The organism is Mycolicibacterium aichiense (assembly GCF_010726245.1).
GTDB classification, from domain to species: Bacteria; Actinomycetota; Actinomycetes; order Mycobacteriales; family Mycobacteriaceae; genus Mycobacterium; species Mycobacterium aichiense.
Genome location: NZ_AP022561.1, coordinates 5,285,919 through 5,310,707, shown reverse-complemented (window position 1 = coordinate 5,310,707; position 24,789 = coordinate 5,285,919). Strand labels below are relative to the sequence as shown.

The window sequence follows — 24,789 nt, the reverse complement described above, 5'->3', positions numbered from 1 at the left end:
TCACTGTCCATGGGTGCCCTGGACGGTCGCGTCGCGTTCATCACCGGGGGTGCGCGTGGCCAAGGACGCGCGCACGCTCTGGCGCTGGCGGCGGAAGGCGCGAACATCGCCCTCGCCGACGCGCCCCGCCCGATGAACCTGACCTATCCACTGTCCACTGAGGAAGATCTGCGCGCGACCGCCAAAGACGTCGAAGAGCTTGGCGTGCTGTGCCTTCCGATCGCGATGGACGTCCGCGACGCAGATGGGGTGAATGCCGCCGTCGAGGAAACCGTTCGCAGCCTGGGCAGCCTTGACGTTCTGGTGGCCAACGCGGGCGTGGTGAGCACCGGCGCGCTCGACGAGGTGACCGACGAGGCGTGGTCGCAACTCGTGGACACCAATCTGACGGGCGTGTTCCACATCCTGCGGGCTGCCTTACCGGTGATGCGCAGGCAGCGTTTTGGCCGGATCGTGGTGACGTCGTCGATGGGCGGCCGGATGGGCATTCCAGAACTCGGGGCGTACAACGCCACCAAGTGGGGCGTGATCGGGCTGGCCAAGTCCGTGGCGTTGGAGGTTGCCAAGGACGGCATCACCGTCAACGTCATCTGCCCGACCACCGTGCACACCCCGATGGTGCAGCCGGTGGACAGCGACGGTGTTCCCGACGAACTCGTACAGCGGATGATGCGGGCCAATCCGATTCCGCAGCCGTGGATCGAGCCCGAAGACGTCAGCCGCGCGTTGCTCTATCTGGTCACCGACCCCGGCGTCGTCACCGGAAGCGTCCTCGAGATCGGACTGGGCGGCAGCGCTCGACTGCACTGAGCGGCTCAAGGACGCGGTGTTAGTGCCGCCGGTGAGGTGAGAGCCGATGACGGGAATCGAACCCGCGTATTCAGCTTGGGAAGCTGATGTTCTGCCATTGAACTACATCGGCACGGTGCTGACGAAGGATAGCAACCGCACCGCCGACCGTGCGCCAGTACGCTCGTCGCGTGCTGCTCTCCGATCGTGATATCCGCGCCGCCATCGCCGACGGTCGACTGGGCATCGACCCGTTCGACGACGCCTTGGTGCAACCGTCGAGCGTCGACGTCCGGCTGGACAACCTGTTCCGGGTGTTCAACAACACCCGCTACACCCACATCGACCCCGCCAAGCAGCAGGACGAGCTGACCAGTCTGGTCGAGCCCGCCAAAGGCGAGCCGTTTGTCCTGCATCCCGGCGAGTTCGTCCTCGGCTCGACGCTGGAGTGCTGCACCTTGCCGGACGACCTGGCCGGCCGCCTGGAAGGTAAGTCGTCGCTGGGCCGCCTCGGCCTGCTGACCCACTCCACCGCGGGCTTCATCGACCCCGGCTTCTCCGGGCACATCACGCTGGAACTCTCCAACGTCGCCAACCTGCCCATCACGCTGTGGCCCGGCATGAAAATCGGCCAGCTGTGCCTGCTGCGCCTGACCAGCCCCGCCGAAAATCCGTACGGCAGCGCCAGCGTCGGCTCCAAATACCAGGGTCAGCGCGGTCCGACTCCGTCGCGGTCCTATCAGAACTTTCTTCAGTCCGAAGCAGGCGCGTAACCTCGAAGCTCCAGGGTCAGGCACCGCCCGCCAGCTAATCCGTTTAGCTGTAACAGCGCCGCTACCTGCGGCGATGAACTTTACGGTTGAGCGGCTCTAGAACGGTGGAGCGCAGTAACGGGTCGGGGAGATCCAGCAAACAACCTTGGAGGGGTAGTGGACATCGCACTCGGTGTGTCCATGACGCCAACGACGGTGCGCATGGTGCTGGTCGAAGGCGAGAAAGCCGACGGCGTGACCGTCGATCACGATGCCTTCGACATCCAGACCGGCGAAGGTGCAGCAACCGCGGCCGATCAAGTGGTCGCGGCCATTCTCGGTACCCGGGAAAGCGCCGCCGAAGGCGGACACCGTCTGGTGTCGACCGGCGTCACGTGGACCGACCATGCCGCGGCCGCCGGACTGCGCGATGCCCTGGCGGCCCGCAAGATCGACGACGTAGTCCTGGTGTCCGAACTGCATGCCGCCGGTGCGCTGGCGCAAGCCGTCGGCCAGACAGTCGGCTACGACCGCACGGCCTTGATGTTCCTGGAGCGCGACACCGCCACCGTCTCGGTGGTCGACACCGCGACCGGCTACATCGTCAAGGTGCAGACCGAGCACCTGCACGCTCAGGATGCGGTCGCCGAACTGCAGCGCATGATCGCCGGCCTGGAGGCCATCCCCGAACCGCCGCAGGGTGTGTTCGTGCTCGGCTCCGGCGTCGACGTCGCGGCGGTCAAATCACAGCTCGCCCTCGGCACAATGCTGCCGGTGCACGCTCCCGACGAGGCAGAACTCGCGCTGGCCCGCGGCGCTGCGTTGGCGTCCGCGACGGCACCGCGCTATGACGCGTCCACCGTCGGACTGGCCTACGCCCAGGACCCCGACGGCACCACTGCGGGCAAGGTCTACCCGGCGGCCGGCGTGTACCCGGCCGGCGCGAGCACCGAGATGTCCGAAGCCGGCACCCAGATGGCCGCCGCCGGCTACATGGCGCCGCTCGGCTACAGCGAAGTGCTCGACGACATGGACGGCGATCTCGGCTACGACTCGGTGCCGTACGACTCGGTTCCCGAGGAGCTCGACTTCGCCCCCGACGACTCCGGCCGCAAGCCGTTCCTACTGGTCGGAAGTGCCCTGACGTCGATCTTCGTGGTCGGTGTGGTGGCGCTGGTGATCTCACTGGCGGTCAGCATCCGACCGACCGTCGACCAGCGGCCCAGCCCGGCCGAGGCCGTGATCGTGCCCAGCAGCCAGCCGGCCGGTCCTGTTGCGGAGCAGGCCGCACCGCCTGCCCCGCCGTCGGCGCCGTCGGTGCCCGACACCATCCAGGAGCCGATCCCGGTGGTGCAGCAGGCGCCCCGAACCGTGTTCGTGACCCCGGCTCCGCAAGCCCCGGCACCGGCTCCCGCCGCCCCGGCACCCGCTCCCGAAGCCCCCGCGCCCGCTCCGGAGGCACCGGCGCCCGCCCCGGCTCCGATCGCCCCGGTGATCCCGGCTCCGATCCTGCCGCCGCCGATCATCGTGTTGCCGCAACCGATTCTGCCGCCGTTCCTGCGGCCGCCGCGACCGCGGGACTACCCGACGTACCCGTCGTCGCCGAACTACCCGTCGTACCCCTCGTCGCCGCCTCAGACGCCGACCTACCCGTCGTCGCCTCCCACGCAGCAGCCGTCGACCCCGCCGACTCAGCAGCAACCGCCTTCGCAGCAGCCGCAGGCGCCGGTCACCGAAGCGCCGAGTAATCCGCCTCCGGCCGCTGGTGGCTCGGGCGGCTACGGCGGTGGCTCGGGCGGCTACGGCGGTGGCTCCGGTGGCTACGGAGGAGGCTCAGGCTCAGGCTCGAGTTCGGGGTCCGACGGTGGTTCCCGCTCGGGTGATTCCGGGGGATCGCGCAGCGGTCGGGGATCGCAGAACCCGCTGTGGCCGTTCCCGAGTTTCGGCCACTGACACCCGAGTTCACCCGGCGTTAGCCTCGCGCTTAGTGTCGCGATGCGGTCCCATCATCGGGGCTGCGTACAGAGGCAGTATGCGTTGCACTGTCTTTGGCACCGGGTATCTGGGCGCGACCCACGCCGCGGGAATGGCCGAGCTCGGCCACGATGTCGTCGGCATCGACATCGACCCCGGCAAGATCGCGAAACTGTCCTCCGGGGACATCCCGTTCTATGAGCCCGGACTGGCAAAGATGTTGCAGGACAATCTTTCTGCCGGCCGCTTGCAGTTCACCACCGATTACGAGCTGGCAGCCGACTTCGCCGACGTGCACTTCCTGGGCGTCGGAACTCCGCAGAAGAAGGGCGAGTACGGCGCCGATCTGCGCCACGTCAACGCGGTCATCGACGAATTGGTGCCGCGGCTGACCCGGCCGTCGGTGATCGTCGGCAAGTCAACGGTTCCGGTGGGGACGGCGGCAGCGCTGAGCCGGCGCGCCCGGGCGCTGGCGGCCGACGGCGTCGACGTCGAAATCGCCTGGAATCCCGAGTTCCTCCGCGAGGGCTTCGCGGTGCAGGACACCCTGCACCCGGATCGCATCGTCGTTGGCGTACAACCCGATTCGCGACGCGCCGAGGCGGTGCTGCGGGAGATGTACGCTCCGCTGCTCGCCGAGGGCGTGCCGTTCCTGCTGACCGACCTGCAGACCGCGGAGTTGGTCAAGGTCTCCGCCAATGCCTTTCTGGCTACCAAGATCTCGTTCATCAACGCGATTTCCGAGGTGTGTGAGGCGGCCGGCGCCGACGTCCGCGTCCTGGCCGACGCGCTGGGCCACGACCCGCGGATCGGACGACGATTCCTCAACGCGGGACTGGGTTTCGGCGGCGGCTGCCTGCCCAAGGACATCCGTGCCTTCATGGCCCGCGCCGGCGAACTCGGCGCCAACCACGCGTTGACCTTCCTGCGTGAGGTGGACAGCATCAACATGCGCCGCCGCACCCGCATGGTCGAGCTGGCCACCACCGCGTGCGGGGGATCGCTGCTCGGCGCCAACGTCGCCGTGCTCGGAGCCGCGTTCAAGCCCGAATCCGACGATGTGCGGGATTCCCCGGCGCTCAACGTCGCCGGCCTGTTGCAGCTCAATGGCGCCACCGTCAACGTCTACGACCCGAAGGCCATGGAGAACTCCCAGCGCCTGTTCCCGACACTGAACTATTCGGCCTCCGCCCTGGAGGCCTGCGAACGCGCCGACGCGGTCCTGCTGCTCACCGAATGGCAGGAGTTCGTCGACATCGATCCCGACGAGCTGGCCCAGACGGTGCGAGCCAGAGTTGTTGTCGACGGCCGCAATTGCCTGGACACCGCCCGCTGGACTGCCGCGGGATGGAAGGTTTACGCCTTGGGCCGCCCCGCGTTGACGTAGGTTTTCCTACGTGGACTTCGCGACAGCCCTGATTGCCGAAAACGCCGCGCTCGCCGACCTTCTCCGTGACGCCGATCTGTCGATCCTCGTGCCGACCTGCCCGGAGTGGACGCTCGAGCAGTTGATGCGCCACGTCGGGCGCGGGGACCGGTGGTGCGCCCGGATCGTCGCCGAGCAGTCGATGGACTTCATCGATCCACGCACGGTCGACGGTGGCAAGCCCCCGGCCGGTCGGGACAACGAGATCGCCTGGCTGCAGGCCGGTGCGCAGCAACTCATCGACGCCGTTGCCGCTACCGGCGCGCAGACCCCGGTGTGGACATTCCTGGGCCCGCGGCCGGCCGAGTGGTGGATCCGGCGGCGCCTGCACGAGGCCCTGGTGCATCGCGCCGACGCCGCCATCGCGTTGGGCGTCGACTACACGGTGGATCCCGCCCTGGCCGCCGACGCGATCACCGAGTGGTTGGAACGCGTCGAGATCCAGGCCGACGAGGAGGGGCCGGCCGGCGGCGACCGGCCACTCGGCGACGGGCAGTCGATTCACCTGCACGCCACCGATCCCGGCCTCGGGGAGGCCGGCGAGTGGACCATCCTCGGCCGTCTGGACGGCATCGCGGTCGAACAGGGCCACGGCAAGGCCACGGTGGCGCTGCGCGGCCCGGCGCGCGACCTGTTGCTGGCCGTCGTGCGCCGTCGCAGCGCCGCCGAGCAAGGCCTGGAGGTCTTCGGCGACGCGGGTGTCTGGGACACCTGGCTGGCACGTACGCCGTTCTAGACCGGTAGTTTGAGCCAAATGAGCACTTCAGAGATCGCCACCGTGCTGGCCTGGCACGACGCGTTGAGCACCTCGGACCTGGACACGCTGATCTCGCTGTCCAGCGACGACATCGAGATCGGTGACGCCGACGGCGCCGCGCAGGGCCATGCCGCGCTGAGTGAGTGGGCGCAGCGTGTGGCGGCGAACGTCGAGGTGGGCCAGATCTATTACCGCGACGGCGTCGTCGTCGTGCAGGAGCGGCTGACCTCGAACACCGACCCGACCGACGTCCGCACCACAGCCTCGGCGTTCCGGGTGGTGCATGACCACGTGACCTCGGTGTTCCGTCACGACGACCTGGCAGCGGCCCTGGCGGCCACCGAGATGTCCGACAACGACCTACAGGTCTGAGCGACTTGCGCGGGATCATCCTGGCCGGTGGTTCGGGGACGCGGCTGTATCCGATCACCCAGGGTGTGAGTAAGCAGCTGCTGCCCGTCTACGACAAGCCGATGATTTACTACCCGCTGTCGACGCTGTTGATGGCGGGCATCCGCGACATCCTGGTGATCACCACCGGCCACGATGCCCCGGCGTTCCACCGCCTTCTCGGCGACGGATCCCAACTCGGCGTCACCATCAGCTACGCCGTGCAGGATAGGCCCGACGGGCTCGCGCAGGCATTTCTCATCGGTGCCGAGCACATCGGTACCGGACCCGTCGCGCTTGTGCTGGGCGACAACATCTTCTACGGCCCCGGCGTGGGCACCAGCCTCAACCGATTCCAGAATCTGCAGGGGGCGGCGATCTTCGCCTACCGGGTGGCCGACCCGACCGCCTACGGCGTCGTCGAATTCGCCCCTGACGGCACCGCACTGTCGTTGGAGGAGAAGCCGGCCACACCCAAGTCGAGCTACGCCGTGCCCGGGCTGTACTTCTACGACAACGACGTCATCGAGATCGCCCGCGGGCTGCGGCCGTCGCCGCGCGGCGAACTGGAGATCACCGAAGTCAACCAGACCTACCTGAACCAGGGTCGGCTGACGGTCGAGGTGCTGCCCCGCGGCAGCGCATGGCTGGACACCGGAACATTCGATTCACTCTTGGATGCAAGCGATTTCGTACGCACCATCGAATACCGCCAGGGGCTCAAGGTGTCCTGTCCCGAAGAGGTGGCCTGGCGGATGGGTTTCATCGACGACGAGCAGCTGGCCAAACGCGCGGCGGCGCTGGTCAAGTCGGGCTATGGCGGCTATCTGATGAAGCTGCTGGACCAGGGGTAGCCAGCACCGCGGCGATCGCGGTGGTCAACGGTACCGACAACGCCAGCGCGATACCGCCGACCGCCGAGCGCGCGATCTCGATCGCCACACTCTCACTGGTCAGCACATCCGACAGCGAGCGGTTGGCCACACTGAACAACAGCAGCAGCGGCAGCGAGCTCCCGGCGTAGGCCAGCACCAGCGTGTACACCGTGCTGGCGATGTGGTCGCTGCCGATCCGCATGGCGCTGCCGAAGATCTGCCTGCGGGAACCATGGCCCGATTCGGCGAGCTCGAACACCGCCGACGCCTGCGTGATCGTCACGTCGTTGAGCACACCCAGTGAACCGATGATGAACCCGGCCAGCAGAAGGCCCTGGATGGACACGTGGCCCATATAGGCGGCAACCTCGTTGTTCTGGTCCTCCGAGAGGCCGGTTAGGTGCGCGAGTTCGATTGCCGCCCAGGACAAGCCGCCGGCCAACAACATCGCGGTCAGGGTACCGAGCAGGGCGGCACTGGTACGCAGGCTGATGCCGTGCGCCAAATAGATCACGGCGTAGAGGATCGCCGCTGAGGCCACCAGGGCCACCGGCACCGCGGGGGCGCCGTCCCTCAAGGCCGGAAGCAGGAATACCACCAGAACCACGAAGGCCACGACGATCCCGACCAAGGCACGCAGCCCGCGCCAGCGGGCGACTGCCACGATCACGATCGCGAACACTGCCGCCATGGCGATCAGCGGCCAGGTGCGTTCGTAATCGTAGAACCCGTAGCTGGTGGCGCCCTGTTGATCGACTTGGCGGAAGATTCGAATCGAATCCCCTGCCAACAGGTTTGGTTGACCCGGGCCGGGCGAGAACTCCAGCATCGTCGACGCGCCCCGGTTGGGTCCGCTGTCGATCGTCACCACGGTCTGCACGCAGGTGCCGCTGCCCGCGCTGCCCGGTGCCGGAGCGGCGGTGAGCACCTGGCCCGCCGAGGGGCTGCCGCAGTCGGCCAGACTGCTGGACGTCACGTGACCACCCTCGGTGGTGACTGCACCACCCGCGCTGTTCTGGAACGGCAGCGGAATGTCCGCCTTCGACCCGCTCGGCCACAGCAGTGCCGCACCGATCACCACCGCCAGCCCGATCACGGCCAGCGCAATCACGACGACGCGGGCTGCCAGCGGACTCAGCGGCGCCGGGCCGGTGTGCGAATACGAATGCGAATGCGCCACCCGGACAGGGTAGAGGCGTTGATTGGGGATGAGCTGGTGGACCTCACCGCGGCATCGTCGGAGAAGTCGAGTAGCCGACTACGCTAAGCGGCCTCCGCGGCGCGCCCCATGCTCAGGTGACCAGGGGCGAGGAGGAGCGGATGGCCGTCGTCGGGGACCATGCCATTGTTCTGGGTGCCAGCATGAGCGGCTTGCTGGCCGCGAAGGTACTCAGCGACTTCTATCGAACCGTCACGGTCATCGACCGCGACGAACTGCCCGACGAACCGGTCAACCGGCGCGGCATCCCGCAGGGCAGGCACGTCCATGCCCTGCTCGGACGCGGCGGCCAGATCGTCGACGAGCTGTTCCCGGGGTTCCTCAGCGAACTCGTCGATGCCGGGGGAGTATCCCTCGACGACGGGGACTTCTCGAAGATCTACGTGTCCTTCGGCGGTCATACGATGGTCAGGTCCGGTCTCGCGCGGCAACCCGGGTCTGCGATGTACCTGTCCAGCAGGCCGTTCCTGGAGTATCACGTTCGTCGGCGGCTGCGGGCCGTGCCCAATGTGACGATTCTGCACGGCCACGACGTCGTCGACCTGATCTCGACGCCCGACCGGACCCGCGTCACCGGGGTGCAGACGGCCGACCACGACGGGGGCGCCGAGCAGCGACTGACGGCAGACCTGGTCGTCGACGCCATGGGCCGCGGATCGCGGATGCCCACTCTCCTGGAAGGACTGGGATATCCCCGTCCGTCCGAAGACCGCATCGTCGTGCGCACCACCTACGTCAGTCAGTTGTTGCGCATACCGCCAGGACTCGTCGAGCAGGTGGTTGTGATCGGCGCCGCCCCGAACCGGCCCAGCGGATTGTTCTTGTCGAGCTATGAGAACGACCAGTGGATGTTCACCGTTTGGGGCATGCTCGGCAACGAACCGCCGTGCCACCGCGCCGGAATGTTGGACTTCGCCTACAGCTATGCGCCGCAACATGTTTGGAGTGCCGTCAGTGCGGCGGAGCCGCTGGGTGAAGTGATCCGGCATCGCATGCCCTGGAGCCAGTGGCGGCGCTACGACCAGTTGCGGCGTTTTCCGGCCGGTCTGGTGGTGTGCGGCGACGCGATCTGCAGCTTCAACCCCATCTATGGGCAGGGGATGACGGTGGGGGCGCTCGACGCGATGGCCTTGCGGGACTGCCTGCGCTCGGGCTCCGATGATCTGCCGCGGCGATACTTCCGGAAGGCCGCGAAATCCATTGCGGTGGCGTGGCAGATGGCGGCCGGGGCGGACTTGGCCTTCCCACAGGTCGAAGGTCGTCGTACCCTGGCGACCCGAGCGGCGAACCGTGCCACCGACTGGGTGCTGCAGGTGTGTTCCTACGACGCCGTCGTTGCCGAGAAGTTCTTCCGGATCAACAACTTCCTCGACCCGCCGGCTCGACTTCTGCACCCCGCGTTCATCTTTGCGCTGGTGAAGGCCAAACTGCGCCGACGACGCCGCGGCGAGCTACTGCCGGTAGCCGGCCAGAAAGTTGCCTAGCCGTTCGATGGCGTTACTCAGGTCGCGCGCCCACGGCAGCGTCACGATTCGCAGGTGATCCGGTGCCGGCCAGTTGAAGCCGGTGCCCTGGGTGACCAGGATCTTCTCCTGCAGAAGAAGATCCAGCACCAGCTGCTCGTCGTCGTGGATGTCGTGGACCTCGGGGTCGAGCCGCGGGAACGCGTAGAGCGCCCCGGTGGGCTTGACGCAGGACACGCCGGGGATCTCGTTGAGCCTGTTCCAGGCCACATCACGCTGCTCGAGCAGTCGCCCGCCCGGCAGGACCAGGTCGTCGATGCTTTGGTGACCACCCAGAGCGACCTGAATGGCATGCTGCGCAGGCACATTCGGGCACAGACGCATGTTGGCCAGTAGGCTGATGCCTTCGATAAAGCTGCTGGCGTGTTCCTTCGGGCCGGTGATGATCAGCCAGCCCGACCGATAGCCGGCAACCCGGTAGGCCTTGGACAACCCGTTGAACGTCAACGTCAGCAGATCCGGCGCCAGCGTGGCCAGGCTGATGTGCTTGGCGTCGTCGTACAGGATCTTGTCGTAGATCTCGTCGGCGAGCAGCAGCAGTTGATGCTTGCGCGCCAATTCGACCATCTGCTCGAGGACTTCGCGGCTGTACACCGCGCCGGTGGGGTTGTTCGGGTTGATCACCACCAGCGCCTTGGTGCGGTCGGTGATCTTGGACTCCAGGTCGGCGACGTCGGGCATCCAGCCGTTGGTCTCGTCGCACAGGTAGTGCACCGGGGTGCCGCCGGCCAGGGCGGTCGACGCCGTCCACAGCGGATAGTCGGGCGCGGGAATGAGCACCTGGTCGCCGTTGTCGAGCAGCGCCTGCAGCGTCATCGTGATGAGCTCGGAGACGCCGTTGCCGAGGTAGACGTCGTCGATGTCGAAGCGGGGGAAACCCTCGACGAGCTCGTAGCGGGTGAACACCGCGCGCCGGGCGCTGGGGATGCCTTTGGAGTCGGAGTAGCCCTGGGCGTCGGGCAGCGCGGCGATCATGTCGCGCATGATCACGTCGGGGGCCTCGAAGCCGAACGGCGCGGGGTTGCCGATGTTGAGCTTGAGGATGCGATGACCCTCGTTCTCTAGGCGGTTGGCGTGCTCATGGATCGGCCCGCGGATCTCGTACAGAACGTCCTGCAGCTTGGTGGACTGCGTGAACGTGCGTTGCCGAGGGTGCTGGCTGGTGCCGTGCCACGGTAACTGGTGCGTACTCACCGGTTAAGTGTCCCATTGCGATGCAACTTGGTTTCCCGCGTACCGTTTTGTGCCTTTGCTGTGACGTGAGAAGTCACGGTTCGAATTCAATTGTGGGACGCCTCGGACACAACTGTGATTTCGCTGAACAGCAGCAGTGATTGCCAGGTGAATCGGCTGCTAACTTGGGGCTTCACTACCGACGGCACAAAGGGATGAACGTGAAGATCGCACGCACTTTGATAACCGCTGCTTCCGCAGCGGCGGTTACCGCGCTGGGATTTGCTGTTTCTGCGTCTGCCGATCCGGCACTGATAAATGGCACGTACGCCGTCCGCGGCGGCGACGACGGCGCCGTGGTGACGGCGTCGTCGAGTTGCCCTGCAGCGGTCAACGGCTGTACCGCCAACCTCAGCAGCACCGTGGGCTGGACCAGCGTCGCCACCTTCACCGATGGCCGGTGGAACTTCACGGTGACCAAGCCCGACGGCGTGGTGTGCGACGACGGCAGCTACGCGCCTGTGCGTATCGCCTACTCGGTCAATGCCGCAACGATGACCGGCACAGTCACCGCCGACTCCAACGGTGACTGCCCGGGCGGACAGATCACCCAGGCGCCGTTCCAGCTGATCAAGGTCGGCTGAGCGCTGCCGTTCGCGCCGGCTCTTTCTGTCGGAGGGCCGGAGTAGTGTTTCGAACATGTGTTCGATAGACGCGGTACTGGAGGCGCTCGACGATTGTGTCGAGGCTCTGGCCACCGTCGATCTCGATGCGCTGTCTGCACCCGAGCGCTTTGTGGTCCTGGAGCGTTTGGAGAACGCGCGGCGCCGCCAAGTGGCGGCCTCGCATGCGCTGGTATCGCGCTTGGAACGGTTCGAGGGTTGTCCTCCGGTCCCGATCACGCTGGCCGATGTGCTGCGGGTCAGTCCGCGCGAGGCGAAGCGGCGGATCCGGGATGCCGAGCAACTGGTGCAGCGGCGGGCGTTGACCGGTGAGCCGCTGCCACCCCTGCTCCCCGAGACGGCGACCGCGTGGGGCGCGGGTGAGCTGGACGGTGAACACCTGCGGGTGATCCAGAAGTTCTTCCGCGACCTGCCCGACCACGTGCCGTCGACCGAGGTGGAGAAGGCCGAACGCATCCTGGCGCAGAAGGCCACTGTCTTGCGGCCCGATCAGTTGGAGAACGTTGCGCACCGGCTGGCGCTTCATCTCAATCCGGACGGCACTTTCTCTGAGGAGGACCGCGCGCGTAAGCGCGGATTCGTATGGTGTGGCGCGCAGGGCGTCGACGGCATGAGCGTAGGCAGGCTCGTCGCGGATCCGGAGTTGCGCTCGGAGCTTGATGCCTGGCTGGCCAAGTTCGCCGCGCCCGGGATGTGCAACCCAGCCGATGAGACGCCAACGGTCACTCCCAGTGATGAAGTGATCCAGCGGGATTCGCGCAGTCATGCCCAGCGTCAACACGATGCGCTAAAGGCGTTGGTACGCGGGCAGTTGGGTGATCCGAAGTTCGGCACGCACAACGGCTTGCCGGTCACGGTGATCGTCAGCGCCACGCTGCAGGACATTCATGCCCAGACCGGGCAGGCGGTCACAGCCGGCGGAACGATGCTGCCGATCCCGGACGTGATCCGGATGGCCGCCCATGCGTATCACTACCTCGCCCTGTTCGACGGGACCGATGGGCGGGCGTTGTGGCTGGGGCGCACCAAGCGAATCGCCTCTGCGGACCAGCGAATCATGTTGCACAGCAAGGACCGCGGCTGCACCAGACCCGGCTGCAACGCGCCGGGCTATCACAGCGGAGTGCACCACGCCGCACGAGACTGGTCTCGGGGCGGCAATACCGACATCGACGACCTCACGCTGGCCTGCCCACCGGATAATCAACTCGTCGAGACCGGCGGGTGGAGCACCCGCAAACTGCCCGACGGCAGCACCCAGTGGATACCGCCGCCGGACCTGCCGATGCTGCGCGGGGGCGTCAACGACTTCCATCACCCCGAGCGGTTACTCGGGAATGACGATGGCGACGCGGCCTAGCGCTTGCCCGGTGGCCGGGCGCCCTTGGCGATGCCGAGGCCCTTCACCGGAGCCTGTTGGGCCTGTGGCGCTTCGTCTTTCGGCTCCTCCGCCTTGGGCTCGGCGGCCTTGGGCTCGGCCGCTGCGGCCGGCTCGGGTGTCGACGGCTCAGCTGCGGGCTCCGCGGGAGCAGGCGCTGCGGGAGCGGACTTCTTGGCGCCGGGGCGGCGCGCGCCCGCAGCGATGCCGAGGCCCTTGACTTCCGGCTCGGGTTTGGCCGCCTCAGCAGCCGGGGCTTCAGCAGGTGCCTCAGCGGCGGGAGCAGCAGCCGGTGCGGCGGCAGCAGGCGCCGACTTCTTGGCGCCGGGCCGCTTGGCGCCCGCGGCGATACCGAGCCCCTTGACCGGAGCTTCGGCCGCAGGCGCTTCGGCAGGTGCCTCAGCGGCGGGAGCAGCCGTCGACGCCTCGGCGGCCGGCGCGGCGGCGGCAGACTTCTTGGCGCCCGGTCGCTTCGCGCCGCCGGCGATGCCGAGTCCCTTGACGGGCTGAGCGGCCGGAGCTTCGGCGGCGGGAGCTTCAGCGGCAGGAGCTGCATCGGCGGCCTTCTTGGCACCGGGACGCTTGGCGCCGCCCGCGATACCCAGACCCTTGACCGGCGCGGCTTCCTTGGCCGGTGCCGACGGCGCGGCCGCGGCAGGCTCGGACGCCGGAGCCGCCTCGGGCTCGGCCTTCGGCGCGGGAGGCGCCTGCGCCGGTGCCGCGGCGGCGGCAGCCTCGGCCTCGCGTGCCGCCGTGCCCTTCTCCGGCAGCGTGACACTGCTCAGATCCAGTGAGCCCAGCAGCAGCTGTGCGACGTCGAGAACCTCGACCTCGTCGGCCTTCTCGCGGTCGCCGACACCGTCGGTGATCATCACGCGGCAGAACGGGCAGCCGGTGGCGATCTTGGCCGGGTCCAGCGTCAGCGCCTCGTCGACGCGTTCGTGGTTCACCCGCTTACCGATGTGCTCTTCCATCCACATTCGCGCGCCACCGGCACCACAGCACAGGCCGCGATCGGCGTGCCGCGGCATTTCCGTCAGCGTCACGCCCGAGGCGTCGATCAGCTCACGCGGTGCGTCGTAGACCTTGTTGTGCCGGCCCAGGTAGCACGGGTCGTGGTAGGTCACGTTGGCTCCGCCGTCGACAGCCTTGACCGGGACCAGCTTCTTGTCGCGCACCAGGCGGTTGAGCAGCTGGGTGTGGTGAACCACGGTGTAGGTGCCGCCGACCTGGGGGTATTCGCGTCCCAGCGTGTTGAAGCAGTGCGGGCAGGTCACGACGATCTTGCGGTCGACTCGCTCGACGCCTTCGAACAGATCGTTCAGCGTCTCGACATTCTGCGACGCCAGCTGCTGGAACAGGAACTCGTTGCCGGAGCGGCGAGCCGAGTCACCGTTACAGGTCTCACCATCGCCGAGCACCAGGAACTTCACGCCGGCGGCGGCCAGCAGTTCGGCAACGGCCTTGGTGGTCTTCTTGGCGCGGTCCTCGTAGGCACCCGCGCAGCCCACCCAGAACAGGTACTCGAAGCCGGCGAACGACTCGACGTCCTTGCCGTACACGGGGATGTCGAACTCGACCTCGTCGATCCAGGTGAGGCGCTCCTTGGCGTTCTGACCCCACGGATTGCCCTTGGCTTCAAGGTTCTTGTAGAGCACACCGAGTTCGCCGGGGAACTCGGACTCCATCATCACCTGGTAGCGGCGCATGTCGACGATGTGGTCGATGTGCTCGATGTCCACCGGGCACTGCTCCACGCAGGCCCCGCAGGTGGTGCATGACCACAGCACGTCGGGATCGATCACGCCGAGCTGCTCGGCGGTACCCACCAACGGACGGGTCGCCTGCGCCGGGCCGGAGCCCATCACGCGTTCGAAGCCCGACTCCGGAACATGGTCGTGCGCGTCGTGCTTGGTCTCGACGAAGCCGCCCTCGGCGGAGGCGAACTGTTCGGCCTCGTTCTCACCGTTGGGGATCGGCTTGCCGCCGATGATGTAGGGCGCCTTGGCGAACAGATGATCGCGCAGGTTCATGATCACGAGCTTGGGTGACAGCGGCTTTCCGGTGTTCCACGCCGGGCACTGCGACTGGCAGCGACCACACTCGGTGCACGTGGTGAAGTCGAGGTAGCCCTTCCAGGTGAAGTCCTCGATCTTGCCGCGCCCGAGCACCGCATCCTCGGCGGGATCCTCGAAGTTGATCGGCTCGCCCTTGTACTCGACGGGCAGCAGCGGGCCCAGGCCGTTGGGCAGGCGCTTGAACGTGACGTTGATCGGGGCCAGGCCGATGTGCAGGTGCTTGGAGTGCAACACGATCAGCAGGAAGGCCAGCATGACGCCGATGTGGCCCATCAGCGCGATGGTCTCGATCCACTCGTTGGCGGTGTGACCCAGCGGTGCGAGCGGCTTGGCGAGGGCGTGAGAGAAGAAGGCACCCCAGCCATAGGGGAATGCGTCGCCGAGGGCGTTGACCGAGGCGGCGCGGAAGATCGCGTAGGTCAGGATGACCAGGAAGATCATGAGCAGGATCAGCCAGGCGCCGCCGGTGTGCGAGCCGTAGAAGCGTGAATCCCGCCCGTACTCCTTGGGTTCGGAGCGCAACCGGATGATCGCGAACACGATGATGCCGAGCAGCACGGCGACGGCGAAGAAGTCCTGGAGGAAGCCCAGCGCGTCCCACCTGCCGACGATCGGGATGTGGAATTCGGGGTTGAACAGGACGCCGTAGGCCTCGAGATACACCGTCGCGAGGATGAAGAAGCCCCACATGGTGAAGAAGTGGGCGATACCGGGGACGGACCACTTCAGCAGCTTCTTCTGGCCGAAGACTTCGGTGAACTGCGCTTTGATGCGGTCCGGGATGTTGTCCTTGCGGCCGCTCTCTTCGCTGATCGGCTGACCTGACCGGATCAGGTGGGTGAGGAACAGCACGCGCCGTGCGGCAAACACCAACACGATGGCGGTGGCCAGCAGGCCGATGATCAGTCGACCCCAGTCGAGAGCGGTCACGGACAGCCTCCCTGTCGTAAGTTACCCAATAGTAACTTAGCTTAAGTTACCGACCAGTAACTTAACTTCAATCCAGCTCATAGTTGCATCTCGGCATTTGGCGCCGCTACAAAGGCTGTCCTAACTAGGGTCGCGCGCGCCGGGGCTCTCAGCTCTGCGGCGACAGAATTGCCCGAAGCATCGACAGCATTTCCGAACGGGACTCTGCGCCGAGACGACGACGGATCCTGGCGACGTGGTGCTCGACGGTCTTCGCGGAGATGAACAGCTGCGCGCCGATATCTCGGTAGGGCATGCCCAGCAACAGCAGCTCGGCCACCTCACGCTCGCGATCCGACAGCGGCGAGGACGCCGGCCGTGCACCCGTCGGCGCGGGCCCCGAGGCCTCGGACACCAGCGGCTGCTGGCCGTCATCGCTCGCGCTGTCGCCGGCCGACAGCTTCAGGTCGCGGGCGACCTGCAACATGAGCCCTGACACCTTGGGGTCGGAGGTCTGCAGCGCGGCCTGACCGGCCAGCCGGGTGGCATCAGCGGTCAGGCCGAACTGGGCCAGTCCGCGGGCGGCGGCGCCGACCTCGTCGCCGTCGACCTGTCCGGCGAGCACCCGTAACCAGGTTCGCCCGGCCACCGCCAGGGCCTTGGCGAACGGACTGTGCGCCGCGGATGCGGTCAGCGCCTGCCCATGCGGGGCGACCGCGGCCGGATCACTGGCCAGAATCCCGGCGTGCACACCGGCCCAGCGCAGCGGGACCGACCAGGTGGGTGGATTGCCCAGTGATTCCAGCAGCCCGAACGCCTGCTCGAGGGCGGGCGCCAGCCGGTCCTGCTGGCCGATTCGGGCCGACGCCACCCACAGCTCACCCAGCGGCAGCAGCGAGAACAGGTCGACGGAATACTCGACCAGTACTTCCATCGCGGCGTACCAGTACTTCTGCAGGGCGCCGGCGTCGCCGCCGCGCCGGGCCAGCGCGGTGCGCAGTGCGGCCGTCCACAGCGCATCCCGACGATGCGTGCCGTCGAGTCCGGCGATGTCGGCCCCGGCCGCCGCGAATTGGCCGTCCTGCATCTTGGTCCAGCCGAGCAGCAGTCGGTGCCGATGCCCGTACAGCGGTTCGTCGGCGTCCCGGTCGGTGCGCACCGCGCGGGCGATCACGCTGCGCGCGCGGACCGGGTCACCGCCGTGCAGTGCGGCCAGTGTGACCAGAGCCGCCGGGCTGTCCGGAAGGATCTGGGCGGCCGAATACTCCGCGGCCATCGCCGCGCCGAGTTTGGTCGCCGCCGTCGAATAGGGTCCCTGCAACGTCGCCAGCAGTCCCTCGGCCAGGGTGCGCGCAGCGCGGGAGGCCGCGGTCGGAGGACCCGCGCCGGGCACGGCCAGCGCGTGTTCGGCGCCGGCGGCATCGCCCGTCGCGGTGAGTACGATCGTCGCCGCCGCGCTGACCGCTGCGTCCGGGTAGGGGCCGAGCCAGCTGAAGAGTTCGGCCGCCTGCGCCGAGTTGCCGTTGAGCATCGCGACACTGGCCGCCACCCGGACCGCCGCGGCGCGCTCGGCACGGTCTTCCGACGCCAGCAGACTGTCCGCTTCGCTTGCCGCTGCCGAGGATTCGCCGGCCAGAGCCAGCGCATCGGCCAGCTGTGCCCGCAGTTCGACAGCGCCGGCATCGACCGCGGCCCGCAGCAGGGCCGGGTCGGCGCGTCCTGCGCCGGCCTGCCCGCGCAAGACCTCGGCCAGTTGTTCGTCACGCACCCCGTGTTCGGCCAACCGCAGCGCGAGGTCTGGGGACAGGGTCGACATCGCAATCTGGGAGCGCAGCAGCGCGGTCTCGACGTCGTGGTGGCGGGCGTTGCCGAGAATCTGCGCGACGGCGCGGTGCACCCCGCGCAGGAAGTGCGGGCTGTGCGCGGGTTCGACCAGTCCGGTGGCGCGGGCCCGGTCGATCAGCAGCCTGGCCTCATCGGACGGAACCTGAAGTGTCGCTGCCAGATCGGCGGCACCGAGATCGCGGCTGAGCGAGGCGATCAGCAATGCGTCGAGGTCGTGTTCGCTGAGTCGGCGCAGCCGGTCGTTGAGCGCGAATAAGGCAGCCTGGGCGACCGACGCGGCCGAATACGGGCGAGTGGAGGTCAGCGCGGCGTCGACCAGAAACGGAATGCCCGCCGTCGCGTTGAGAATGCTGATCACCAACTCGGTGCGCGGCGGATGGCCGGACGGGTCGGTCAGCCGGCGGGAAACATCGGCGGATGTCATCGGCCCCAGGGCGATTCGAGGCCGCTCACGCTCGATCGCCGTCATCAGCGACTGCAGGTCGTGGTCGTGGTCTCGCGGCTGGGCTGCCACCACGACCGTCGACGACGGCTCGGCGGCGAGCTCGGCGAGCCGCTGCAACTCGACCGCCGACAGCAGGTGCGCGTCGTCGACCACCACGGCGACATCGGCGCGATCACCGCCCGCCGGCGCACGTGTCACGACCGCGGAACCGGCGCCGCGCAGAGCGTCGCGCACCGCGACGAGCAACGTGCTCTTGCCCGTGCCGACTCCGCCGGTCACCAGCAGCTTGACCGGCTCCGACCCCAGTGCGCTGATGGCATTGCCGGCACCCGGTGGAAGATGCTGCGCTGGAATCGAATCGGCCACCGGCGTCATTCCCCCGGAGGCGACGTTACGCCGGTGATGATGTCGCGGGTGGTCGGCGGCGCGACCGTGGTGGTGATCGGCTTGACGGTGGTGGTCGGCGGGGCCTGTGTCGTCGTCGGCGGCTGCGTCGTGGTCGTCGGCGGCTGGGTGGTCGTTGTCGGCGGTTGTGTGGTGGTGGTCGTGGTCGGTGGGGTCGTGGTGGTCGTGGTCGTCGTTGTGGTGGTTGTGGTCGTCGTCGTAGTGGTCGACGGCGTCGTCGTGGTGGTGGTGGTTGTGGTGGGCGCGGTGGTGGTCGGGATGACTGTGGTCGAAGCCGGGATCGTCGACTCGGTGGGCACCCCGTCGTTACCGGTGATCGTCACCGTCTGCGGTGGAACGACACTCGTGGCCGGCGCCTCGGTGGGATCGCCGGGTTTGGTGACCCGGGTGGTCGTGGTGCTCGGCGTGCTGTCGGCACTCGTGAGGGTGATCGCCAGTCCGCCGACCGCCACCGCCGCGAGCGCGGCGGCGATACCGAACAACAGCGGCGGGCGCCGGTACCAAGGCACCGGTGCGGCGACCAGTTCGGTCTCGGAGTCCGGCGGCTCGAACTCCACCACCGGTCGCATCCCGGTGGCCTGCGCCTGTTGGGCGTAATCAAAGGTGTAGTCCTCGCCGGAATACGGCACCGGCTCCGCGCCGGGCGCATCGTCCTGCGACCAGGCCAGAGCGCGGAAAGTCGCCGATGGCGAACCGTCGGTGGCGGATTCGGTCGCGGCTGCTCCGGCTGTGCCGGCTGCCCACGCCGCCGGCGCCAGACCGGTGGGTGCGTCCGCCGCGGCCACGGCCATCCCCGTCGGCGCGTCCGGTGCACCGCCGCGCGCGGCGATCACGGCCGATCCGATAGCCGCGTTGAGACCCGGCAACGGCGTGGTGATCACCGGAATGCGTAATTCCTCTGAAAGGCGTTGCGTCAGAAGCGGTATCGCGGCACCGCCACCGACAGTGGCGACCGCGGCCAGGTTGACGGCCGGGATCCTGTTGCGCTCAAGCACATCTCCGAGGACGTCCAGGAAACCCGCGAGCGGCTCGGCGATCAAGGCCTCCAGTTCCGGTCGGGTGACCCGGATATCGGAGCGGAAGCCGGGCAGCTCGGCAGGGATGACCGTCGCGGTCTCCGAGGACAGCCGCTCCTTGGCCTGGCGGCACTCGTCGCGCAACCGGGTCAGCGCACCGACCGCATTTGTACTGGCCGGGTCGACATTGGCCTGATCGCGGATGCCGCCGAGTACCTGGGTCAGCAGGGCCTGGTCGAGATGGTCACCGGAGAGGTCAGTGAAGCGCACCGTCTCGCCGATCGGCGCGAGATTGGCTCCGGCGTCGGCGAGGGTGATGTTGGCACCGCTGCCGCCGAAGTCGCACAGCGCCACCACCCCCTGCGACGGCAGACCGGGATCAGCCTGTAGGGCGGCGAGCGCGGCGGTCGCATCGGAAATCAGCATCGGCGGAATACCGTTGGGCGACAAGGCAGGCCGGGTCCGCAGTGCGCCTCGTAGGGCGCCCACCGCGCCCGCGCCCCAGTACGCAGGGACCGCGACGACCACAGTGGAGGCCGGTGAGCCGTCGTCGGCGGCGCGGGCCATCGCCTCGAGCGCGTCGGCAATCAAGTCCTCGCCGCGGTGCGACGAACCATCGGCGGCCACCAAGGGCACCGGGTCGCCCGCGCGCTCGACGAAGCCGCGGAACACCTGACCGGCGTCGGTGATGTTCGGGCTCGTCAGCTCCGGGTTCTGGGAGGGAACGCCGACCTCGGGGGGCCGGTTGTCCCACAGCGTCAACACCGACCGGCGGGTCACCGGCCGGCGGCCCGGACGTGCCGCCGCCAGGTTGGTCGCTCCGATCGACAACCCCAGCGATTCGCTCAATTCGCACATCCCTCCGCTGCCGTGTCGGCAGCAGTCATCACCATATCCCCTAATGCCTTCCGAACCCCTAAGGCTGCACCCCCTAATGGCGCCGTGGTTCGAGTGGCTTCGACACCGATCACGGCCCGCGTGTCCGCCGATAACATTCTTGGCAGCAGCTGGGATTCCACTGTGACTATCGGCGGCAGGAGAGAAGGCGTTTCCATGGCAAATTCGTTGCTCGACTTCGTGATGTCGCTTGTGCGAGATCCCGATGCCGCCGCACGCTACGCCGCGGACCCGGGCGGTGCTATCGCCGACGCTCACCTGACCGGTGTGACCAGCGCTGACGTCAACAACCTGATTCCGATGGTCGCCGACTCGCTGTCGGGGCCGCTATCAGGTGCCGGATTCGGCCCCGCGGCCGGCGCAGGGGACGGCAACGTGTGGGCGAGCGGGGCGGCGACGGCAGCCTTCGATGCCTTCGATCATCTGCCCGCGGCCACGACCGCGCCCGACGTTCACTCGGTGATCACCGATGTCGCCCAGCACGCGGATCAGGCTCCGGCGTTGGTCACCGATCTGGGTGGCGACCCCGGCGCCCTGGACCTGCCCGACACCGCGGCGCAGGTCACCGACACGCTCGCCGACCACGGCCTCACCCCCGACGCCGTGCAGGACTGGGCCGACCACACCACGTGGGATCACGGCCACGTCGACGACAACCACACCCAGGTCGACAACGTCGGCTTCGACCTGTTCTGATCCCCCGGCAAATCCCCACGTCCGTGGTGACGTGGGGATTTGTCATATCTGGGGGTTTCCCTAGGGACCCCCTAATCCCCTAGGCGCACACCCCTGGCCGGCCCTAGTGGGGACCTGCTGACGAGGGGTTCCGGCCCCGTTTTCGCCCGACCCCGGCGTCCATAACGTGGTCTCCAGATCGCCGGAGTCACCGGCGAACACACCGAAAGGTCCGACCATGCTCTCTCTCCTCGACTGGATCCTTGACCTGTTCCGCAACGAGGACGCCGCACGGGCGTTCGTCGCCGCGCCGGAGCAGACCATGCGCGACGCCGGGTTCGCCGGTGTGTCCGCCGCCCAGGTGTCGACACTGGCCGCCACCGCCGTTCCCGGCCTGGTGCTCGGCGGCGGCGACCCGGTCGTCGGCCTGCAGCGCGCGGTGTCCAACCAGTACGGATTCGCGCCCGCCTACCAGCCGGTCTACGCGCCGTCGCCCACGTTCGCGCCGCAGACCGACCTGGCCAGCCACAACGACACCTCGCTGCTGAGCCCGGATCAGAACGCCGGCGGCAACGCCCAGCAGGGCGGCTTCAACCTCGGCTTCGGCGACATCACTTTCGGCAACAAGACCACGAACACCGCCACCAATGGTGGCGTGGTGGTCGACGGCGACAACAAGGGCGACATCGTCAGCGGCGACGGCGCGGTCCTGGGCAACGGCAACGACGTGAACAACGGTCACGTGGTCGCCGGAACCGGTTCGAACGTCGCGATCGGCCACAGCCACATCCACGATGACGGCACCACCGCGACCGGCGGCAGCACCGTGATCAAGGACAACAGTGGGACGGTCTTGCACGATGTCGACGCCAGCGGCGGGAACGGCGGCGGAGCGTCGGCCGGCGGCAGCCTGATCGGCCTCGGCGGCGGGCACGCCTCCGGCGGCAACGCGGGCGGCGGCGGCATCACGATCGTCGACAACCACCCGTCGACCAACAGCGGCAACACGGCCAGCTCGCCGGTCAACACCCAGACCCACACCACAACCACCGTGACCGACCACTCCGACAACTCGGTGCACCAGACCACGGTCACCGACAGTTCGACGCACGACTCGTCCAGCCACTCGCTGTTCGATGCCGGGCACGACACCACGCTGGTGAACAGCCATCTCGACAACAGCCACGACATGGCGTTGGCGTCTGGCAACCATCTGCTGGGTTTGTAGGGCAATCCGACGACGGCGGGGACCTTCAGCAAGTCTGGAGGTCCCCGCCGCTTGTCTGCGCATACGGTGGACAACTGGGAGGACACGTGACGCAACCACAGCAAGACCCGCGCCGGGTGAAGGTGATCGTCGAGCTGATCGATCACACCAGCGCGATTGCGGACCTCAACGACCGCGGCGATCTGGTTGCCCGGCTGGCCGTTGCCAAGGAGCGCATCACCGATCCGCAGATCCGGGTCGTCATTGCGGGCCAGCTCAAGCAGGGCAAGAGCCAGCTGCTCAATTCGCTGCTCAACATGCCGGTGGCACGCGTCGGTGACGACGAGACCACCGCGCTGGTCACCGTGATCAGCTACGCCGAGCAACCGTCGGCCCGGCTGATCGTCTCGGTCGGCGAGGGCGTGCCGCCGCAGAGCATCGACATCCCGATCGACGACATCCGCCACGACCTGCGCCGCGCGCCGCAAGCGCAGGGCCGGGAGGTGTTGCGGGTCGAGGTCGGCGCACCCAGCCCGCTGCTGCAGGGCGGCCTCGCGTTCATCGACACACCCGGTGTCGGCGGACACGGACAGCCGCACCTGTCGTCGACTCTGGGGCTGCTCCCGGATGCCGACGCGATGCTGATGATCAGCGACACCAGCCAAGAGTTCACCGAACCCGAGATGCGCTTCATCCGCCAAGCCCACGAGATCTGCCCGGTCGGCGCTGTCGTCGCCACCAAGACCGATCTCTACCCGTACTGGCGCGAGATCGTCTCCGCCAACACCGCGCATCTGCAGCGCGCCGGACTGCAGTTGCCGCTGATCCCGGCGTCCTCCCTGCTGCGCAGCCACGCGATCCAGCTCAACGACAAGGAACTCAACGACGAATCCAACTTCCCGGCGATCGTCGCATGGCTGTCGGAGAAGGTGCTCTCCCGGGAGAACGATGCGGTTCGCGACCATGTCGTGGGCGAAATACGCTCGGCAGCAGAACATCTCAACCTGTCGGTGAACTCCGAGCTCTCGGCTCTCAGTGACCCGGACCAGGCCCGCCGGCTCACCGAGGACCTCGAGCGGCGCAAGCAGGAAGCGCAGGACGCGCTGCAGCAGACTGCGCTGTGGCAACAGGTCCTCAACGACGGCATCGCCGACCTGACCGCCGACGTCGAACATGATCTGCGAGCCCGGTTCCGGGCCATCACCCAGCACATCGAGAGTGTCATCGACGAAGGCGACCCCACTCAGCACTGGGCGGAAATCGGTGCGGAGGTGGAGGATTCGGTTGCCAACGCCGTCGGTGACAACTTCGTGTGGGCCTACCAGCGTGCTGAAGCGCTGGCCGCCGACGTCGCGCGGACGTTTGTCGAGGCCGGGCTGGACGCCATCAAGATGCCGGAGGTGAGCGCCGCCGAGATGAACGCCGGTGTGGGCCGCCTCAAATCGCTGGCCCGCCTCGAATCGAAGCCGATCGGCAAGGGCCACAAGGTGATCACCAGTATGCGTGGCTCCTACGGCGGTGTACTGATGTTCGGCATGCTCACCTCGGTGGCCGGTCTGGGGATGTTCAACCCGCTGTCGTTGGGTGCGGGTCTGCTGCTCGGGCGCAAGGCCTACAAGGAGGACATGGAAAACCGCATGATGCGGGTCCGCAACGAGGCCAAGACCAATCTGCGCCGCTTCGTCGACGATGTGCTGTTCGTGGTGTCCAAGGAATCCCGTGACCGGCTCAAGAACGTTCAGCGTCAACTCCGCGACCACTACCGCGACATCGCCAACCAGACCAGTCGCTCGCTCAACGAGTCGTTGCAGTCCACCATCGCCGCCGCGCGGATGGAGGAAACCGACCGCAACAACCGCATCCGCGAGCTCGAACGCCAGGCGAATATTCTCGGCCAGGTCATCGACAACGCCGAAAAGCTCTTCCCCACAGCACTTTCTACGGCGAGGACGACCGAGTCTCGTTGAGCCGGGGCCCGGATCTCGTGCCCGGCGGGTGGGTGACGCGGGTGGGGAAGGTGCCTGGGAACGTCGGGGCCACCCGCTCCGACGGCGGGATGGTCGACTGGTCGCTGGTCGTCGTCGGTGTCGTGCTACTCGTCGTGCTCTCGCCCGGTAGCCCGATATCGGTCGTCGAGAGCCGCACGCTGGGATACGACGTGCTAGTCGATCCCGCGGTGGTCTTCGCGATGTGCGGTGCGTCGGGGATGTACGTGCCGGGCGGCGGGACGGTCTCGGTGTCCGTCCTGCTCCACTCGCTCGACATCGTCACCACCGCGTAGACCAGGATCGCGACCACCGCGAGCCCGAGCAGCCCGGCGGCCGAGGTGGCAGCCGCCGAGCGGTACCACGGCGCCTTGTGCTGGGGCATGGC

Annotated in this window: 19 protein-coding genes and 1 tRNA gene; 13 read left to right on the top strand and 7 right to left on the bottom strand. The window is 67.7% G+C overall.

The genetic code is table 11. The features are described 5' to 3' along the window. Positions 1-9 precede the first annotated feature (9 nt). The gene (locus G6N32_RS25615; RefSeq protein ID WP_115318335.1) at positions 10-810 is read left to right on the top strand and encodes a mycofactocin-coupled SDR family oxidoreductase; all 801 of its coding nucleotides are present in this window, start codon (positions 10-12) and stop codon (positions 808-810) included. Between the two features lie 41 nt (positions 811-851). Here the strand turns inward: G6N32_RS25615 and G6N32_RS25610 are convergent. Then, a tRNA-Gly gene (locus tag G6N32_RS25610) sits at positions 852-922 on the bottom strand. 58 nt (positions 923-980) lie between these two features. Between G6N32_RS25610 and dcd the strand changes: the two genes are divergently transcribed. The 6 genes from dcd (at position 981) to rfbA (ending at position 6,942) form a co-directional block, all read left to right on the top strand. Then, entirely contained in the window at positions 981-1,562 is a 582-nt protein-coding gene (gene dcd, locus G6N32_RS25605; RefSeq protein ID WP_115318336.1) for a dCTP deaminase, read from the top strand. Between the two features lie 180 nt (positions 1,563-1,742). Beyond that, positions 1,743-3,494 (top strand): DUF7159 family protein, encoded by a 1,752-nt coding sequence (locus G6N32_RS25600; protein ID WP_276047450.1) that lies wholly within the window; start codon positions 1,743-1,745, stop codon positions 3,492-3,494. A 79-nt stretch (positions 3,495-3,573) separates the two neighbouring features. Continuing rightward, complete coding sequence (locus G6N32_RS25595) at positions 3,574-4,902, top strand: UDP-glucose dehydrogenase family protein (protein ID WP_115318338.1); 1,329 nt, start codon at positions 3,574-3,576, stop codon at positions 4,900-4,902. Positions 4,903-4,912: 10 nt separating this feature from the next. Then, positions 4,913-5,677: a maleylpyruvate isomerase family mycothiol-dependent enzyme gene (locus tag G6N32_RS25590; RefSeq protein ID WP_115318339.1), complete on the top strand. Its 765-nt coding sequence runs from the start codon at positions 4,913-4,915 to the stop codon at positions 5,675-5,677. Positions 5,678-5,695: 18 nt separating this feature from the next. Next, positions 5,696-6,070, top strand: a complete 375-nt coding sequence (locus tag G6N32_RS25585) for a nuclear transport factor 2 family protein (RefSeq protein ID WP_115318340.1) — start codon at positions 5,696-5,698, stop codon at positions 6,068-6,070. Positions 6,071-6,075: 5 nt separating this feature from the next. Further along, on the top strand, positions 6,076-6,942 hold the full coding sequence (gene rfbA / locus G6N32_RS25580; protein ID WP_115318341.1) for a glucose-1-phosphate thymidylyltransferase RfbA: 867 nt from the start codon (positions 6,076-6,078) through the stop codon (positions 6,940-6,942). Here rfbA and G6N32_RS25575 read toward each other — a convergent pair. Continuing rightward, on the bottom strand, positions 6,893-8,143 hold the full coding sequence (locus G6N32_RS25575) for a YibE/F family protein (protein WP_115318342.1): 1,251 nt from the start codon (positions 8,141-8,143) through the stop codon (positions 6,893-6,895). The two genes, rfbA and G6N32_RS25575, sit on opposite strands and share 50 nt — an antisense overlap. A gap of 116 nt (positions 8,144-8,259) precedes the next feature. Here G6N32_RS25575 and G6N32_RS25570 point away from each other — a divergent pair, with 116 nt between their 5' ends. After that, positions 8,260-9,666 (top strand): FAD-dependent oxidoreductase, encoded by a 1,407-nt coding sequence (locus tag G6N32_RS25570; protein ID WP_232077336.1) that lies wholly within the window; start codon positions 8,260-8,262, stop codon positions 9,664-9,666. Here the strand turns inward: G6N32_RS25570 and G6N32_RS25565 are convergent. After that, on the bottom strand, positions 9,634-10,899 hold the full coding sequence (locus G6N32_RS25565) for a pyridoxal phosphate-dependent aminotransferase (protein ID WP_115318344.1): 1,266 nt from the start codon (positions 10,897-10,899) through the stop codon (positions 9,634-9,636). The two genes, G6N32_RS25570 and G6N32_RS25565, sit on opposite strands and share 33 nt — an antisense overlap. 200 nt (positions 10,900-11,099) lie before the next feature. On the opposite strand from G6N32_RS25565, the gene G6N32_RS25560 reads away from it, so the two are divergent. Next, positions 11,100-11,522 (top strand): hypothetical protein, encoded by a 423-nt coding sequence (locus G6N32_RS25560; protein WP_232077334.1) that lies wholly within the window; start codon positions 11,100-11,102, stop codon positions 11,520-11,522. A 55-nt stretch (positions 11,523-11,577) separates the two neighbouring features. After that, positions 11,578-12,921: an HNH endonuclease signature motif containing protein gene (locus G6N32_RS25555; protein WP_115318346.1), complete on the top strand. Its 1,344-nt coding sequence runs from the start codon at positions 11,578-11,580 to the stop codon at positions 12,919-12,921. Here G6N32_RS25555 and G6N32_RS25550 read toward each other — a convergent pair. The 3 genes from G6N32_RS25550 to G6N32_RS25540 form a co-directional block, all read right to left on the bottom strand. Further along, positions 12,918-15,947 (bottom strand): (Fe-S)-binding protein, encoded by a 3,030-nt coding sequence (locus G6N32_RS25550; RefSeq protein ID WP_115318347.1) that lies wholly within the window; start codon positions 15,945-15,947, stop codon positions 12,918-12,920. The two genes, G6N32_RS25555 and G6N32_RS25550, sit on opposite strands and share 4 nt — an antisense overlap. Before the next feature lie 148 nt (positions 15,948-16,095). Next, the gene (iniR, locus tag G6N32_RS25545) at positions 16,096-18,591 is read right to left on the bottom strand and encodes an isoniazid response ATPase/transcriptional regulator IniR (RefSeq protein ID WP_115318348.1); all 2,496 of its coding nucleotides are present in this window, start codon (positions 18,589-18,591) and stop codon (positions 16,096-16,098) included. Then, positions 18,588-20,486, bottom strand: a complete 1,899-nt coding sequence (locus G6N32_RS25540) for an Hsp70 family protein (RefSeq protein WP_115319023.1) — start codon at positions 20,484-20,486, stop codon at positions 18,588-18,590. Before G6N32_RS25540 ends, iniR begins: the two co-directional genes overlap by 4 nt. Before the next feature lie 204 nt (positions 20,487-20,690). Here G6N32_RS25540 and G6N32_RS25535 point away from each other — a divergent pair, with 204 nt between their 5' ends. From G6N32_RS25535 to G6N32_RS25525, 3 genes are all read left to right on the top strand, one after another. Further along, positions 20,691-21,230 (top strand): Rv0340 family IniB-related protein, encoded by a 540-nt coding sequence (locus tag G6N32_RS25535; RefSeq protein WP_115318349.1) that lies wholly within the window; start codon positions 20,691-20,693, stop codon positions 21,228-21,230. A gap of 217 nt (positions 21,231-21,447) precedes the next feature. Continuing rightward, positions 21,448-22,437 (top strand): IniB N-terminal domain-containing protein, encoded by a 990-nt coding sequence (locus tag G6N32_RS25530; RefSeq protein ID WP_115318350.1) that lies wholly within the window; start codon positions 21,448-21,450, stop codon positions 22,435-22,437. Between the two features lie 86 nt (positions 22,438-22,523). Then, on the top strand, positions 22,524-24,383 hold the full coding sequence (locus tag G6N32_RS25525) for a dynamin family protein (RefSeq protein WP_163789457.1): 1,860 nt from the start codon (positions 22,524-22,526) through the stop codon (positions 24,381-24,383). Here G6N32_RS25525 and G6N32_RS25520 read toward each other — a convergent pair. Next, on the bottom strand, positions 24,355-24,786 hold the full coding sequence (locus tag G6N32_RS25520; RefSeq protein ID WP_147291980.1) for a hypothetical protein: 432 nt from the start codon (positions 24,784-24,786) through the stop codon (positions 24,355-24,357). The genes G6N32_RS25525 and G6N32_RS25520 overlap by 29 nt on opposite strands. Positions 24,787-24,789: the final 3 nt, after the last annotated feature.

Bases quoted from the DNA above. Each gene is read 5' to 3' on its own strand.
- G6N32_RS25615 (WP_115318335.1), top strand. From the start codon at position 10: ATGGGTGCCCTGGACGGTCGCGTCGCGTTCATCACCGGGGGTGCGCGT.
- G6N32_RS25600 (WP_276047450.1), top strand. From the start codon at position 1,743: ATGACGCCAACGACGGTGCGCATGGTGCTGGTCGAAGGCGAGAAAGCC.
- G6N32_RS25595 (WP_115318338.1), top strand. From the start codon at position 3,574: ATGCGTTGCACTGTCTTTGGCACCGGGTATCTGGGCGCGACCCACGCC.
- G6N32_RS25585 (WP_115318340.1), top strand. From the start codon at position 5,696: ATGAGCACTTCAGAGATCGCCACCGTGCTGGCCTGGCACGACGCGTTG.
- G6N32_RS25555 (WP_115318346.1), top strand. From the start codon at position 11,578: ATGTGTTCGATAGACGCGGTACTGGAGGCGCTCGACGATTGTGTCGAG.
- iniR (WP_115318348.1), bottom strand. From the start codon at position 18,591: ATGACGCCGGTGGCCGATTCGATTCCAGCGCAGCATCTTCCACCGGGT.
- G6N32_RS25535 (WP_115318349.1), top strand. From the start codon at position 20,691: ATGGCAAATTCGTTGCTCGACTTCGTGATGTCGCTTGTGCGAGATCCC.
- G6N32_RS25530 (WP_115318350.1), top strand. From the start codon at position 21,448: ATGCTCTCTCTCCTCGACTGGATCCTTGACCTGTTCCGCAACGAGGAC.
- G6N32_RS25520 (WP_147291980.1), bottom strand. From the start codon at position 24,786: ATGCCCCAGCACAAGGCGCCGTGGTACCGCTCGGCGGCTGCCACCTCG.